This is a genomic window from Tenggerimyces flavus, from assembly GCF_016907715.1.
GTDB lineage: Bacteria > Actinomycetota > Actinomycetes > Propionibacteriales > Actinopolymorphaceae > Tenggerimyces > Tenggerimyces flavus.
On sequence record NZ_JAFBCM010000001.1, the window covers coordinates 3798776 to 3813383 of the forward strand.

Genomic DNA, 14608 nt, shown 5'->3' on the forward strand with positions numbered 1-14608 from the left:
GGGAGGCCCGTCCTGGGCCTCCAGATCCCGTACCCTCGTGGACCATGGCGCCCCGTGCGACTTCCCCCGCGCGGCGGACGAACTCGCGTACGACGAGCACGCGCGGTAAGGGCTCGTCGACGACCCGTTCGCGCGCGTCCGGCGCGACCACCAGGCGCCCGGCCGCTCGCCGTCCGCCGAGTACTGGCCCTGGTGTGATCGGTCGAGCCGTCACCGGCCTCGGCAGCGTGATCGTCGGCATCTGGCTCGGCATCGCCCACTTCCTCGGCGCGATCGTCCGCAAGATCGGGTCCGGCGCGAAGGAGCTCGATCCGGAGCTCCGCCGCGACGGCGTGGGGCTGCTGCTGATCGGTCTCGCGGTGGTCGTCGCCGCCGGTGTCTGGTGGGACCTGCCCGGCGCGGTGTTCGACGGGATCCGCAAGGCGCTCGCCGGCAGCGTCGGCATCCTCGGCTGGGCGATCCCGTTGCTGCTGTTGCTGGTCGCGTGGCGGACGCTGCGGCACCCGGACAAGAACGGACCCGGCGGGCGCCAGTTCATCGGCTGGGTCGCGGTCCTCGGCGGCGTCCTCGGGCTCGTGCACATCGCGCACGGCACTCCGCGGCCGGGCCAGGCGGGCGAGTCGCTCGCGGACGCCGGGGGAGCGATCGGCTACGTGATGTCGTCGATCCCGTCGGATCTGCTGACGCCGTACGTCGCGGTGCCGCTGCTCGTGCTGCTGTCGTTGTTCGGGCTGCTCGTGATCATGGCGACGCCGATCCACGCGATCCCGGAGAAGGCCCGTTCGGCATGGGCGAAGCTGCTGCACAAGCCGGAGGCGACGGACGAGACGTCGGTCGACCAGGACGCCGAAGAGACCGTGGTCGTCAAGCGCGGCAAGTCCCGGCGCCGCGTCGGGTCGATGCGCAAGGCCGACGAGACGGACGAGGACGGCGGGCCGGTCGCGTACGACAGCCCGATCCTCGAGAACCGCGAGATCGCCAAGCGGGGCAAGAAGGCTCCCGCCCCGGCTCCTGAGCCGGTCGCCGACGCGCCGGACGACGACCCGAAGGCGATCGAACCGCCGCCGCACACGCCGCTGCCGCAGCGGGTGGAGCAGCTCGCGTTGTCCGGCGACGTGACATACGTCCTGCCGGCGAACGAGGTGCTCGCGCCCGGTTCGCCGCACAAGCCGCGGAGCAAGGCGTCCGACGCGATCGTCGACCGGCTGACCGAGGTGCTGGAGCAGTTCGAGATCGACGCGCAGGTGACGGGCTACACGCGTGGGCCGACCGTGACGCGGTACGAGGTCGAGCTCGGGCCGGCGGTCAAGGTCGAGAAGGTCACGGCGCTGACGAAGAACATCTCGTACGCGGTCGCGTCCGGCGACGTCCGGCTACTGTCGCCGATCCCGGGGAAGTCGGCGATCGGTGTCGAGATCCCCAACAAGGACAAGGAGATCGTGTCGCTCGGCGACGTTCTCCGTTCGAACAACGCACGGTCGGACCACCACCCGATGGTGGTCGGGCTGGGCAAGGACGTCGAGGGCGGCTTCGTCGTCGCGAACCTCGCGAAGATGCCGCACCTGCTCGTGGCGGGTGCGACCGGTGCCGGCAAGTCGGGCGTCGTCAACGGGATGATCACGTCGATTCTGATGCGTTCGACGCCGGACGAGGTACGCATGATCCTCGTCGACCCGAAGCGCGTGGAGCTCAACGCGTACGAGGGAATCCCGCACCTGATCACGCCGATCATCACGGCGCCGAAGAAGGCGGCCGAGGCGCTGCAGTGGGTCGTGGCGGAGATGGACCGCCGCTACGACGACCTCGCGGCGTTCGGCTTCCGGCACATCGACGACTTCAACAAGGCCGTGCGTACGGGCAAGGCCAAGCCGCCCGTCGGCAGCGAGCGCGTGCTGACGCCGTACCCGTACCTGCTGGTGATCGTCGACGAGCTCGCCGACCTGATGATGGTCGCGCCGCGCGACGTCGAGGACGCCATCGTCCGCATCACCCAGCTGGCGCGCGCCGCCGGCATCCACCTCGTCCTCGCGACCCAGCGCCCGTCGGTGGACGTCGTGACGGGTCTGATCAAGGCGAACATCCCCTCCCGCCTGGCACTGGCGACGTCGTCGATGACCGACTCGCGCGTGATCCTGGACGGCCCGGGCGCGGAGAAGCTCGTCGGCCAGGGCGACGGCCTGTTCCTCCCGATGGGCGCGTCCAAGCCGGTCCGCATCCAGGGCTCGTGGGTCACCGAGGCGGAGATCCACCAGGTCGTCGAGCACTGCAAGACGCAGTTGACACCCTCGTACCGCGAAGACGTGACCGCGGCGGCGGGCCCGAAGAAGGAGCTGGACGACGACATCGGCGACGACCTGGACCTCGTGATCCAGGCCGCGGAGCTGATCGTGTCCACCCAGTTCGGCTCCACCTCGATGCTGCAGCGGAAACTGCGGGTGGGCTTCGCGAAGGCGGGCCGCCTGATGGACATCCTCGAGTCGCGCGGAGTGGTGGGCCCGTCCGAGGGCTCCAAGCCCCGCGAGGTGTACGTCAAGGCCGACGACCTCGAAGAAGCCCTCACCATGATCCGCGGCGGCGAGTGACTCAGCGGGTCTCGTCGTAGGAGAACAGGTCGCCGGGTTGGCAGGCCAGGGCGTCGCAGAGGGCTGCCAGGGTGGAGTAGCGGATCGCTTTGGCACGGTTGTTCTTGAGGATCGAGAGGTTCACGACGGTGATGCCGACCTGGCTGGCCAGTTCGGCCAGGGTGAGGCCGCGGTCGGCGAGGAGCTTGTCGAGGTGGCAGACGATCCGTTCGCCCTGCTCGGGCATCAGACCAGGCCTTCGGTGTCAGCGGTGAGCTGACTGCCCCGTTGGAAAGCCCCCGCCACCACGAAGATCAGGGCCGCGACGAGGAACGGGAGGAGCTCGAAGGTGCCCAGCGTGCTGACCTGGCCGGCGACCTGCAGGTGGGAGAGGATCGCCGAGGTGGCTTCGTCCTGGATCAGCGGAGCGAGCATTCCGCCGACGAGGACGCTGCCCGCGATGACGGCGATCCGGCGCGGGTTGCGGCTGTCGAACGGGTTGCCGGCGAGGACCGTGCTCAGCACCTGCGCGACCATGAGGGCTCCGACGCCGATCGCGAGCCAGGTCACCGCGAACCCCGCCTCGCCCCACAGGCGCAGCTTCCACGGCAGCTCGGCCGCCTCCAACAGGATCGGGGCGTGCGTCGCCGCGAAGTGCACGCCCGGATCGAGCGTCGCCCCCTTGACCGAGAGCGTCGCCTCGACCGTGCTGCCCGGCTGCGTCAGCCGGTAGATCGGCACACCGACCGCCACGCCGGCCGCGCCCAGGGACACCAGCCGGGCGAACCATTCCAGCGCCATCGTCTCGGGCCGGCCCATGAACTGCTTCATCCGCATCCCCCGATCTCGACAGAACGTATCGAGAAACGATATGCATATCGAAATTCGATACGCAAGACCCCAGCCGGATTTCGCCACTGCCACGGGAGTACGGGAGGATGGGCACCGACATGACCACCACCCCCACCGCGCCCACGACTGTCGCCGTCGTCACGCTCGGCTGCGCTCGCAACGAGGTCGACTCGGAGGAACTCGCGGCCCGCCTCGCCGACGGCGGGTTCCAGCTCGTCGACGACGCGGCCGACGCGGAGGCTGTACTCGTCAACACCTGCGGCTTCGTCGAGACCGCCAAGAAGGACTCCGTCGACCAGCTCCTCGCCGCCTCCGACCTCAAGGAGGACGGCAAGACGCGGGCCGTCGTCGCCGTCGGCTGCATGGCGGAGCGGTACGGCAACGAGCTCGCCGAGGCGCTGCCCGAGGCCGACGCCGTCCTCGGCTTCGACGACTACCCCGACATCGCCAGCCGCGTCCAGTCGATCCTGAACGGCCAGCAGCACGTTCCCCACACGCCGCGCGACCGCCGCAAGCTGCTCCCGATCTCCCCGGCTGACCGCGCCGCCAGCACCCAGGCGATCCCCGGCCACGCGAACGCCGAGCCCGACCTCCCCGAGGGCCTCGCCCCGGCAGCCGGCCCGCGCGTCCACCGAAGGAGGCTGGGCTCCGGACCGCTCGCCCCGCTGAAGCTCGCGTCCGGGTGCGACCGGCGCTGCACGTTCTGCGCGATCCCGAGATTCCGCGGCGCGTTCGTCTCCCGCAAGCCCGCCGACATCCTCACCGAGGCCGACTGGCTCGCCCGCCACGGCGTCAAGGAGCTCTTCCTCGTCAGCGAGAACTCCACCTCGTACGGCAAGGACCTTGGCGACCTCCGCCTGCTCGAGCGCCTCCTGCCCGACCTCGCCGCGACCGACGGCATCGAGCGCGTCCGCGTCTCCTACCTGCAGCCCGCGGAGATGCGCCCCGGTCTCATCGACGCGATGTGCCAGACCGAGAACGTCGCGCCGTACTTCGACCTCTCCTTCCAGCACGCCAGCAACTCAGTCCTGCGCAGGATGCGGCGGTTCGGCGACACCGAACGCTTCCTCGCGCTGATCGAGCAGGTCCGCGCCCAGCAGCCCGAGGCCGGCATCCGCAGCAACGTGATCGTCGGGTTCCCCGGCGAGACCGAGGACGACGTCGACGAGCTGTGCCGGTTCCTCACCGAGGCCCGGCTGGATGTGGTCGGCGTGTTCGGCTACTCCGACGAGGACGGCACCGAGGCGGCGACGTACGACGGCAAGCTCGACCAGGACGAGATCGACGCCCGGTACGCGCGGGTGACCGAGCTCTGCGAGGAGCTCACCGCGCAGCGGGCCGAGGACCGGATCGGCCAGGAGCTCTCCGTTCTGATCGAAAGCGTCGACGAGGACGGCACCATCGAGGGCCGCGCGGAGCACCAGGGCCCGGACGTCGACGGCACCGTTCGCATCCTCGACACCACGGCAGCAGTCGGCGACCTCGTCCGCGCCCGCGCGATCGATGCGGACGGGGTTGACCTCATCGCGAAGGCGGAGGCACGCGGGTGACGGACGGACCGGTGGCGCAGCCGAGTACCTGGAACATCGCGAACGGGCTCACGATCCTTCGCGTCCTGCTCGTCCCGCTGTTCGGCTGGTTCCTCCTCCGCGAGGGTGGCGACGACCTCACCATGCGGATCGCCGCGTTCGTGACGTTCGGCATCGCCGCTCTCACCGACAAGTTCGACGGCGAGGTGGCCCGGCGACGCGGCCTGATCACCGACTTCGGCAAGATCGCGGACCCGATCGCGGACAAGGCGTTGATGGGCATGGCGCTCGTCGGCCTGTCCCTGCTCGGCGAGCTGACCTGGTGGGTCACCGCGGTGATCCTGGTCCGCGAGATCGGCATCACGCTGCTGCGGTTCTGGGTGATCCGGTACGGCGTGATCTCCGCGAGCCCCGGCGGCAAGGCGAAGACGCTGCTGCAGGTGATCGCGATCGCGATGTACCTGCTCCCGTTCGGCGGCTGGTTCCACCTCGGGGCGCAGATCGTGATGGGCGCCGCGGTCGCCCTGACCGTGCTCACCGGCGCCGACTACGTGATCCGCGCGGTCAAGCTCCGCCGCGGTAAGCCGTGAGCGAACGGGACGAGCTCGCCGAGGGCTGCTACCAGTCGTTGCTCGCCCGCGGCGAGACGGTGGCGACCGCGGAGTCGCTGACCGGAGGCCTGCTCGGCGGCGCGCTGACGTCGGTGTCGGGGATCTCGGCGGTCTACCGCGGCGGCGTGATCGCGTACGCGGTGGACGTGAAGGCCGCGGTGCTCGGCGTCCCGCAGGCGTTGCTGGACCGGTACGGACCCGTTCACCCCGACACGGCGGCCGCGATGGCCACCGGCGTGCGTCGGCTGCTCGGCGCGACGTACGGCCTGTCCACAACCGGCGTCGCCGGCCCGTTGCCGCACGGGGGAGAGCCGGCCGGAACGGTGGATATCGCCTGCGTTGGGCCTGGTGGGCCGGTGTTGCGGCGGCTGCGGCTGGACGGCGATCGGGAACAGATTCGTGCCCGTACGGTCCACACTGCTCTAGACCTGTTGCGGCTGTGCCTCGCGCGGTGATGTCGTCATCAAAGCGCCCGGACGGGTACGGTTGGGGGCAGTCGGTGTGTCGGGCCACCCGGTCCGGCAGTATGGGTAGACGCTCGCGAACGCGAGCGCACGAGCTGGCGTGAGGGGAGCGTTCGATGGTCCTGGTTCGTCACCTGCTGGGAGGCGTCCTACGGCGCCAGCGCATGCGCCAGGGTCGTACCCTGCGCCAGGTGTCCGCGGAGGCTCGGGTGAGCCTCGGCTACATCTCCGAGGTCGAACGCGGTCAGAAGGAGGCGTCGAGCGAGCTGCTCGCCGCGATCTGCATGGCGCTCGACATCCCTCTGTCCCGCGTGCTGCGCGAGGTCAGCGAGGAGCTGGCGGAGGCCGAAACGCCGGTCACCGTTCCAGACCTGCCCGAGCCCCAGATCCTCACCCCCGCCGGCGTGGGCGTCAGCGTACGGCCGACTCCGGTCCGCTCCGAGCGCTCCGACCGCCACGCCGAAGACGTCGTCGCCGCGGCCTGATCCGGCCACGTTAGAGCACCTCCTCGAGCCAGCTCGTGCCCGCGGCATGCCGGCGAAGCTGGGTCAGCGGGAAGCCGGCGTCCGCTTCCGTACGGAAGTCGGTACTGCGTACCCAGGCCCGCAGCGACCACAGGTCACGCAGAACGGCGTAGCCGCGTAGCCGGGTTCCCGCACCGGGACGGGCGAGGAGGTCCGACGTGACCTCAGCCAACGCCGCGGATGTGGTCGGAGCGTTGACCTCATCGAGCGTGCGGAACAGGTGTTCCAGGTCGAGATCCTCCGGCGCGACGCAGGCGAACTCCAGGTCGACCGGGATGGCTCGCTCGTCGGGCGTCCACACCGCGTTCGACACGGACGCGTCGGTGTGCGCGAGCACGAGAGGTTGGCCGGCCATCGCGGCGAACAGGTCGTCCAGCATCGATCGGAGCCGCGCCGTCAGTCGGCCACCCAGGACGCCGGCCACCTCCTCGAGCTGCCGCGCGGCATCGGCCGGGTCGAGCGCATAGAACGGCGTGGTCGTACAGCCCGCCCGCCGCGCCGCGGCGAGCTCGGTCGTATGCAGGACGCGTACTCGCGCCCACAGGTCGAGCACCGCGCGGGTACTCAGGTCGTCGGACAGTTGCGGCCAAGCCTCCTGGCCGAGGTTCTCGCCAGGGATGCGCTCGCTCGCCATCCAGCTCCACCCGTCGACCTCGCCATGATCGACGAGGGCCGGATAGCCCACACCGGGTGGAATCAGCGGTGCCAGGGCGATCTCGCGGTCGAAGTGGCCGATGCGCACCACCACGTCGTCGGTGAGCCACACCTCGTTGGAGTAGGCGAACGCGACCCGCACGGCCCGGTCCACACCGCTCCCGAACCGAGCGAGCACCTGATCCGCGACCCCGGTGGCGCTACCGTCGGCCATGGGGCAGAGCTCAGTCCGCCAGGGAGGCGACCAGCTTCGGACGGATCGAGGTCGGCCAGTTCCGCTGCACGCCGCGGCGGTCGAGGTAGGTCGCGAACTGCGCGAACGTCGGCGCGCTCGTCAGCAGCGACGTCGGCTGCAGGTTGCGGTTCAGTGCGAAGGCCAGGGCGTGGCCGGCGGACTCGCCGATGTTCCACTCCACCGGGTGGTACCGGTAGCAGCCGTTCGTGATGTGCGTCGTCCCGATCGCCTTGCCGCCCACCAGCACGTTCGTCACCTCGCGCGGCACCAGCGCCCCGAGCGGGATCTGGAACGGGTAGGTCGGGATGTGCAGCCCGTGCGGATAAGCCGCCGTGGTGTGGATGTCGATCGGGCCGGCGCCGATTCCCACCGACTGGGAGAACGTGTGCGCGGTCTTCGCGCCCGGGAAGCGGGCCTGTCGCGCGTCGACGCCCACGTGGAACTCGAGGATCGGCCGGTGCGACAGGATCCGTCGCGACTCGCGGATGTACGGGTACAGCGCCAGCCCGGTCGCCGAGCCCACCGACGAGGGCGCGAGGAACAGCCGCGACCAGCCGTTCCCCTTGCCGTCTGGCCGCGGATGCGCCCGCTGGAAGTACTCCACCAGCCCGCGCGTCTGCTCCTCCCCGCGCGTGACCGTCGCCGCGAACGCGCGCGGGTCCGTCGGCCCCGCGGCGGGCAGCAGCAGGTCGAGGCAGTCGTTCTCCGGCTGGTTGAGCAGCGTGATGTCGCCGAACCCGCGGTCGACGAGGTGCCCCGCGTACCGGGCGCGACGGTACTGCCAGAAGTTGCGGCCCTCGTTCCACAGCCAGTTGCGGCTCGGGTCGAACACGTCCCGGCCGTTGCGCCCGAACGTGCGATAGATCGGCTCGAACTCCTTGAACAGCGGGCTGCGCACCGGCTCGCCCAGCCGGGTCGGTGTGTATCCCACGGCCGCGACCACCGTGAACGCCTGCTGGCACATCGGGTCGGCGTAGTCCCACGGGTTGTGCAGCTCGCCGGTCCCGCCGTTGCCGGCGCCGCCCTTCTCGCGCCCCACGATGTGTGGGATGTTCGCGAGCGGCAGCAGGTCGCCCAGCTCGGTCGCCTCGACGACGTACCGCGGCCGGACCACCTGCTCGCCCTTCGGCGTCGCGAACCGCACCTCGGTCACGACCTTGCCCGACCGCGTCGCGCTGATCGGGCGGGAGTTGAGCAGGAGCCGGAGCCGGCCGCTGGCCAGGTACGGCTCGAGCATGCCGCGCAGCACCTCGTGCCAGATGAACGGCTCCAACGACAGCCGCAGCGACCAGTGCTGCCCCGGGTCGAGGCGCGCGGCGTCCCGCGCCTTCTTCGTGACGGGGTAGTAGTCCTTGAAGTACTGCCGGGCCATCTCGCGCATGTCGAGGTAGAGCCGGGTCGCCCCGATGCCCTCCTCGATCCAGCTGTGCTCGTCCGGCGGCACGGCCTGGGAGGTCAGCTGGCCACCGACCCAGCCGGTCGGCTCGGTGAGAACGACGGTCCGTCCGCCCTGCAGCAAGGCGAGTGCGGCCGCGACGCCGCCGGTGCCGCCGCCGACCACGAGGACGTCGACACCCGGCACCTTCTGCGGCATGGCGGACGCGGCAGCCGAACGGTCGACGCCGAGCGCGGCGACCGCCCCAGCGGCCACGGCAGACCGCAGCACCGAGCGTCGAGTGATGGCCATTCCCGTTTGCCCTCCCAGTAACCCTGCGTGATCTTATGCCAGGATCCCAGACATTCGCCTCATTGGCCTCTACCCAGAGTTGGGTTTTGGCACCTAACCAGGGTTAGGTGGCCGCCTGAAGCTGGACCCAGTCCTCGGTCAGGTCGGCGCTCAGCCACTGCTCAGGGCGGACGTGGACGATCAGCGAGTGCGGCCCGAGCGCCTGCCGTACGTACGTGTCCACGAGCTCCGGCGGCAGGTATCGCGCGGCGATCCGGACGCCGTCCTCGAACGTCGGGTTCTCGTTCCAGGTCACCGGTCCCTCGACCGTGACATACCGGTACGGCAGGTCGTCGGTGTGCACCGCGACCGTGAGCCGGCCCGAAACCCGCAGCAACCGGTCCTTCCGGGAGTCGCGGTCCATCCACAGGCTGACGTCGCCGCCGGGCGTGTAGTCGTACCAGATCGGCACCGCGAGCGGCGCCCGGCTGGTGCGGGCGATCGTGATCGTGGCGATGCGGTGGGGTTCGGCGAGGAACGCCTCTCGGGCGTCGACTGTCATCGGCATGCGTTCCAGCCAACCGCCGCGAACGGAGACGGGCGATGGCTGGACGTCTCCGTTCGATGTCAGCGCGTCTATGCTGGAGGACATGGACGCGCTGACCGACCTGCTCGACCACACCCGTGCCCGCGGCGCGTTCGTGGGGCAGACGTTCCTCACGCCGCCGTGGTCGTGGCGGTTCGACGCCTGCCCGCCGCTCGCGGTCGTGGCGGTCGCCCGGAGCGGCGCGTGGATCGACGCGGGGGAGGGGCCGGTGCGGCTCGACGAGGGCGACATCGCGCTGGTCCGCGGACCGGAGCCGTTCGTCATCGCCGACCCCGTGGACACGCCTGTGCAGGTCGTCTTCCAGCCCGACGGAACGTGCCATGACCCCGCCGGCGCGGACATCAGCGCGACGATCCTGAACGGCACCCGTACCTGCGGCGACGGTCCGGACAGCCCGGCGCTGGTCCTGCTCGGCGAGTACAGCATCGGCGGCGAGGTCGACGGCCGGCTGCTCAACGCGCTGCCGCGGCTGATCGCGGTCAAGGCCGCCGAGCTCGTCGACTCCCCGCTGGGCCTGGTCGCCGACGAGATCGCCCGTGACGAGCCGGGCCAGCAGGCGCTGCTGGACCGGTTGCTCGACCTGCTGCTGATCCGTTCGCTGCGGGCCTGGTTCGCTCGGCCGGACGCGCGCGAGCCGTCCTGGTACATCGCGCAGAAGGACCCGGTGGTCGGCGAGGCACTGAGCCTGCTGCATGACGATCCCGCGCGCCCGTGGACGGTGGCCGAGCTGGCGCGGAAGGTCGGTGCTTCGCGGGCGTCGTTCGCCAAGCGGTTCGCCGAGCTCGTCGGCGAGCCGCCGATCGCGTACCTCACCGGCTGGCGGCTCTGCTGGGCCGCCGACCTGCTCACCGACAGCCAGCACACGGTCGACGCGATCGCGCGGCGGGTGGGCTATGCGAACGCGTACGCGCTCAGCGTGGCGTTCACGCGCCAGTACGGCGTCCGGCCGAGCGACTACCGCCGGTCGAGACGCTCGGGCTGACAGGTCGGGCACCAGAACGTGACCCGCTGCCGGCCCGCCGGCCCCTGCTCGCCGCGCGCGACGAGCGTGGCGCAGCGCCGGCAGGCCTCGCCGCCGCGGCCGTACACCCAGTGCGAACGGCCGCGCCGCAGGTCGCCGGTCGTGGACTGCTCGGGGTGCTCGCGGTTCGTCCACAGCAGCTGGCGGGCGAGCCTGACCATGCGGTCGATGTCCTTCACGTCGCTCACCGGGGTCCACGGATGCACGCCGCGCAGGAACAGCAGCTCGGCCTTGTAGAGGTTGCCGATCCCGGCCAGGTTGCGCTGGTCGAGCAGGGCGTCGCCGATCGCCTCGTCCGGCGCCTCGGTCAGGCGTCGTACGGCCTCGTCGGGATCCCAGTCGGGGCCGAGCAGATCGGGCCCGAGATGCCCGACCGCCGTCTCCTCGCGCCCGCTCGGCAGCAGCTCGACGACGCGGAGCAGCGAGCCGATCGCGACCCACTCGGTGTTGCCTAGCACGACCCGTACGCGGTGGTCGCCGGGTCCGGGGACGGTCCGCCCGGCGTGCAGGATCCGCCACGTGCCGTCCATGCCGAGGTGCGTGTGCAGCGTGAGGTCCTCCGACGTACGCAGGAGCAGGTGCTTGCCGCGCGACACGATCTCCTTGACCGTCTGACCCCGCAGGTCGGCGGTAGCGTGCTGTGGCACTCGCAGGTCGGCGAGCGTGAGCACCCGCCCGGCAAGCGCGCGATGCAGCCGGCGCGCGGTCAGCCATACGGTGTCACCTTCCGGCATGCCCCAGCCAGCTCCACCAGCCGGGCAGCACGAGCGAGGTGAGCAGCTCGTACCCCACCGCGCTCGGATGCGCCCCGTCGCCGGCCGCGAGCCCCGCCCGCCACTGCCTGTTCTCGTGCAGCTCGGGCGTCAACGAGACGAACGCGATGTCCTGGCGGCGGGTGTACTCCTTCAGCACGATCGTGAGCTCGAGCAGCCGCCGGTTGTGCGCGTCGTCGATCACCGCGGGCGGCCCGACGAGGAACAGGGGCAGCTTGTGGCTCTTGGCCCACTTGGCCATGTCGGAGAGCGCCGCGATCGTCTGGACGGCTTCGACCCGACGCTTGCCGTTCTCCTCCATCGTGTCGTTCACGCCGAAGGAGACGACGAGCCGGTTGTCGGCACCGTCCGCGAGACGTCGGCCGGCCTCGTCGGGGAGGCGTTCGAGGACGTCCTGCGAGGTGTCGCGCCGAATGCCGAGGTTGTACGCCGTGAGTGGGACGCGGTCCTTGCGCGACTTTGCCGCCACCCGCCCGACCCAGCCCAGTCCTTCGGGATCACCGACGCCCGCGACGTAGGAGTCGCCGAGGAAGCAGATCCGTACGTCGCTCATGCGGTCCATTCTGTCCGAGGGTTGACCTTGACGCTGGCGTGAATGTCGAGCATGTGGATATGACCAGTGTGATCGTCACCGGCGCGGGTACCGGAAGCGGCCGCCGCGACCGGATCGCCTCGGCGCTGCCGGGTGTCGACGTGCTCGTGAACAACGCGGCGGTCGTACCCAACGGCCTGCTCGGCACCATCACGCAAGCGCAGCTTGACAGCGCGTTCGCGACGAACCTGTTCGCGCCCATCCACCTCGCCCAGCTGCTGCTCCCGTCGCTCCAAGCTGGTGGTGGCGGAGCGATCGTGAACGTCAGCACGGCGATCGGTGGGCGTGGCTGGCCGGGCAACTCGGTGTACGGGGCGACGAAGGTCGCGCTGGACCTTCTCACGCGCACGTGGGCGATCGAGCTGGCGTCGTCCGGGGTGCGGGTCGTGGGGATCGCACCGGGGGTGACGGACACGCCCGTCCTGGAGCACAACGGCTTCTCCGCGGAACGGATCGCGGCTGTGGGCAAGCTGTTGGTGGAGCGGATCCCGCTGGGGCGGATCGCTCAGCCGGAGGGAGATCGCGCACTGGATCGTTCAGGCCGCTCGGCCGGAGGCTTCGTACGCCACGGGCTTTGTGTTGCCGGTGGATGGAGGGGGTAGCGTCACATAGGTGAAGATCAGCGAGCTCGCGCGCCGTCCGGGGACGACCACGCGCGCGCTGCGCTACTACGAGGAGCAGGGGCTGCTCGGGCCGTCGCGCCGGTCGAACGGGTACCGCGAGTACGCCGATCCTGACGTGCGGCGGGTGGCGAACATCCAGTACCTGCTGAGCCTCGGCACGGCGGACGTCCTCCTGTTTGTGGACTGCCTGGAGGTGGACTGGACCTCGCATGCCGCCTGCCCGCCGGCGGTCGAACTGGCGCGGCATCGGTTGGCCGAGCTCGACGAGCGATTGGCTTCGTTGGCTGCCGTACGTTCGCGGCTCGCCTCGGTCGTGGCCGATGGCGAGCGGCAACTGGCAGAGGCGGGCTGATGGAGTTCAGCGACGTCGTGTTGCGCCGCCGGATGGTGCGCAACTTCGCCGACCGTCCGGTGGACCCGGAGGTGGTGCAGCGGGTGCTGACGAACGCCCTGCACGCACCGTCCGCTGGCTTCAGCCAGGGGTGGGGATTCCTGGTGCTGGACACTCCGGAGGCCGTCGCGCGATTCTGGGCGGCGACGGTCGGGGAGGGCGAGCCGGACCGCTGGATGCGCGGCATGCGGCGCGCGCCGGTGTTGATCGTGGCGCTCTCGAACAAGTCGGCGTACCTCGACCGCTACGCCGAGCCCGACAAGGGCTGGACCGACCGCGACGAGGCGCGCTGGCCGGTGCCGTACTGGCACATCGACACCGGCATGGCTGCGTTGCTGATGTTGCTGACGGCGACGGACGAGGGCTTGGGCGCGTGCTTCTTCGGAGTGCCCGCGGCGAAGCTGTCGCCGTTCCGTACGGCGTTCTCGGTGCCGGAGGAGTTCTCGCCGGTCGGCGTGATCGCCCTGGGCCACCGGCTGCCGGACACGTTGTCGCCGTCGCTAAAGCGTGGACGCCGTCCGCTTGGGGAAGTGGTCCACCGCGGCGGTTGGTAGCTTCTCGTCGCGGCTCTCGCGTGGCTTGAGGTTGCCGCTGATGTCGGAGCCGCGGATCTTGTCGTGGAGCTTGAGCAGCGCGTCGATCAGCATCTCCGGGCGGGGTGGGCAACCGGGGATGTACATGTCGACGGGAACGATGTGGTCGACGCCCTGCACGATCGCGTAGTTGTTGAACATGCCGCCGCTGCTGGCGCAGACGCCCATCGCCATGACCCACTTCGGGTTGGGCATCTGGTCGTACAGCTGCCGTAGAACGGGTGCCATCTTCTGGCTGACCCTGCCGGCGACGATCATCAGGTCGGCGGCTCTTGGGGTGGCGCGGAACGCGTCGAGCCCCCAGCGGCTGAAGTCGTGCTTGGGCGCGCCGGCGGCCATCATCTCGAACGCGCAGCAGGCCAGGCCGAACGTGAGCGGCATCAGGCTGGCTTTGCGAACGTAGCCGACGAGCTTCTCGGTCTTGGCGAGCAAAATCCCCGAGGGCAGGTGCTCCTCGATCCCCATCAGTTCCTCCCAGACAGACGGCAAGAGGCCGCGCCGCGTGCCCTCGACCGACCAGTCGGTCCAGTGCAGACCGACCAGTCGGTTGGTTGGAGAAGGTGGGCGGTTTCGAACCAGGGCGTGCCTGTAGCGATCTATTCGATAGAGGGACGCCCTGATTCGAAACAACGCGGGGGACGCGCCGCAGCAGCTGAGCCATGGCGTTCGTATGAAGGGCACCTTCATACGAACCTATTGAATGAAGGTGCCCTTCATTCAAACAGCGGAGCGGGAACGGCCACCTCCCGGCTTCATCTGAGCCACAAGAGACCGGGGGCGCACAAGCGACCTGCGCACGGCAGCAAAGCTGAACGACAAGCAAGCCTGGCCCGGGCACCCGTTCCCGGGGGAGGGGCGGCGCGTGAAAAACAGGTGGCCGGTCCGGGGCGAGTCAAGGGCCGCTCCGCGGTC

Annotated in this window: 16 protein-coding genes and 1 pseudogene; 9 read left to right on the forward strand and 8 right to left on the reverse strand. The window is 70.3% G+C overall.

Features of this window, described 5'->3' with window-relative positions; translation table 11 throughout:
- Positions 1-44: 44 nt before the first annotated feature.
- Complete coding sequence (locus tag JOD67_RS17770) at positions 45-2582, forward strand: FtsK/SpoIIIE family DNA translocase (protein WP_205118719.1); 2538 nt, start codon at positions 45-47, stop codon at positions 2580-2582.
- A 1-nt stretch (position 2583) separates the two neighbouring features.
- Here JOD67_RS17770 and JOD67_RS17775 read toward each other — a convergent pair whose 3' ends face one another.
- The gene (locus JOD67_RS17775; protein WP_205118720.1) at positions 2584-2808 is read right to left on the reverse strand and encodes a helix-turn-helix domain-containing protein; all 225 of its coding nucleotides are present in this window, start codon (positions 2806-2808) and stop codon (positions 2584-2586) included.
- Complete coding sequence (locus tag JOD67_RS17780) at positions 2808-3392, reverse strand: DUF2975 domain-containing protein (RefSeq protein WP_205118721.1); 585 nt, start codon at positions 3390-3392, stop codon at positions 2808-2810. The genes JOD67_RS17775 and JOD67_RS17780 overlap by 1 nt, the downstream gene beginning before the upstream one ends.
- Before the next feature lie 119 nt (positions 3393-3511).
- Between JOD67_RS17780 and rimO the strand changes: the two genes are divergently transcribed.
- The 4 genes and pseudogenes from rimO to JOD67_RS17800 all read left to right on the forward strand — a co-directional run.
- Positions 3512-4963: a 30S ribosomal protein S12 methylthiotransferase RimO gene (gene rimO / locus JOD67_RS17785; protein WP_205118722.1), complete on the forward strand. Its 1452-nt coding sequence runs from the start codon at positions 3512-3514 to the stop codon at positions 4961-4963.
- Positions 4960-5532 (forward strand): CDP-diacylglycerol--glycerol-3-phosphate 3-phosphatidyltransferase, encoded by a 573-nt coding sequence (gene pgsA / locus JOD67_RS17790; protein WP_205118723.1) that lies wholly within the window; start codon positions 4960-4962, stop codon positions 5530-5532. The genes rimO and pgsA overlap by 4 nt, the downstream gene beginning before the upstream one ends.
- Entirely contained in the window at positions 5529-6008 is a 480-nt protein-coding gene (locus JOD67_RS17795; RefSeq protein WP_205118724.1) for a CinA family protein, read from the forward strand. Before pgsA ends, JOD67_RS17795 begins: the two co-directional genes overlap by 4 nt.
- 125 nt (positions 6009-6133) lie before the next feature.
- Positions 6134-6367: pseudogene (locus JOD67_RS17800) on the forward strand (helix-turn-helix domain-containing protein); the annotation flags it as partial.
- A 145-nt stretch (positions 6368-6512) separates the two neighbouring features.
- Here the strand turns inward: JOD67_RS17800 and JOD67_RS17805 are convergent.
- The 3 genes from JOD67_RS17805 to JOD67_RS17815 form a co-directional block, all read right to left on the reverse strand.
- Positions 6513-7409 (reverse strand): phosphotransferase family protein, encoded by an 897-nt coding sequence (locus tag JOD67_RS17805; protein WP_205118726.1) that lies wholly within the window; start codon positions 7407-7409, stop codon positions 6513-6515.
- A 10-nt stretch (positions 7410-7419) separates the two neighbouring features.
- Positions 7420-9117: an FAD-dependent oxidoreductase gene (locus JOD67_RS17810; protein ID WP_205118727.1), complete on the reverse strand. Its 1698-nt coding sequence runs from the start codon at positions 9115-9117 to the stop codon at positions 7420-7422.
- A gap of 103 nt (positions 9118-9220) precedes the next feature.
- Positions 9221-9664: a pyridoxamine 5'-phosphate oxidase family protein gene (locus tag JOD67_RS17815; RefSeq protein ID WP_205118728.1), complete on the reverse strand. Its 444-nt coding sequence runs from the start codon at positions 9662-9664 to the stop codon at positions 9221-9223.
- 82 nt (positions 9665-9746) lie between these two features.
- Here JOD67_RS17815 and JOD67_RS17820 point away from each other — a divergent pair, with 82 nt between their 5' ends.
- Positions 9747-10685 carry an AraC family transcriptional regulator gene (locus JOD67_RS17820; RefSeq protein WP_205118729.1) on the forward strand — a complete coding sequence of 313 codons (939 nt, stop codon included), beginning with the start codon at positions 9747-9749 and terminating at the stop codon, positions 10683-10685.
- Here the strand turns inward: JOD67_RS17820 and JOD67_RS17825 are convergent.
- The gene (locus JOD67_RS17825; RefSeq protein WP_205118730.1) at positions 10658-11458 is read right to left on the reverse strand and encodes a DNA-formamidopyrimidine glycosylase family protein; all 801 of its coding nucleotides are present in this window, start codon (positions 11456-11458) and stop codon (positions 10658-10660) included. The genes JOD67_RS17820 and JOD67_RS17825 overlap by 28 nt on opposite strands.
- The gene (locus tag JOD67_RS17830) at positions 11445-12050 is read right to left on the reverse strand and encodes a GDSL-type esterase/lipase family protein (RefSeq protein WP_205118731.1); all 606 of its coding nucleotides are present in this window, start codon (positions 12048-12050) and stop codon (positions 11445-11447) included. The genes JOD67_RS17825 and JOD67_RS17830 overlap by 14 nt, the downstream gene beginning before the upstream one ends.
- A gap of 59 nt (positions 12051-12109) precedes the next feature.
- Here JOD67_RS17830 and JOD67_RS17835 point away from each other — a divergent pair, with 59 nt between their 5' ends.
- From JOD67_RS17835 to JOD67_RS17845, 3 genes are read left to right on the forward strand one after another with little or no spacing between them, the layout of a single operon-like run.
- Positions 12110-12691 carry an SDR family NAD(P)-dependent oxidoreductase gene (locus tag JOD67_RS17835; RefSeq protein WP_205118732.1) on the forward strand — a complete coding sequence of 194 codons (582 nt, stop codon included), beginning with the start codon at positions 12110-12112 and terminating at the stop codon, positions 12689-12691.
- A 10-nt stretch (positions 12692-12701) separates the two neighbouring features.
- Positions 12702-13064: a MerR family transcriptional regulator gene (locus JOD67_RS41940; RefSeq protein ID WP_205118733.1), complete on the forward strand. Its 363-nt coding sequence runs from the start codon at positions 12702-12704 to the stop codon at positions 13062-13064.
- Complete coding sequence (locus JOD67_RS17845) at positions 13064-13657, forward strand: nitroreductase family protein (RefSeq protein WP_205118734.1); 594 nt, start codon at positions 13064-13066, stop codon at positions 13655-13657. Before JOD67_RS41940 ends, JOD67_RS17845 begins: the two co-directional genes overlap by 1 nt.
- Here JOD67_RS17845 and JOD67_RS17850 read toward each other — a convergent pair.
- Complete coding sequence (locus JOD67_RS17850) at positions 13604-14161, reverse strand: NuoB/complex I 20 kDa subunit family protein (protein ID WP_205118735.1); 558 nt, start codon at positions 14159-14161, stop codon at positions 13604-13606. The two genes, JOD67_RS17845 and JOD67_RS17850, sit on opposite strands and share 54 nt — an antisense overlap.
- Positions 14162-14608 lie beyond the last annotated feature (447 nt).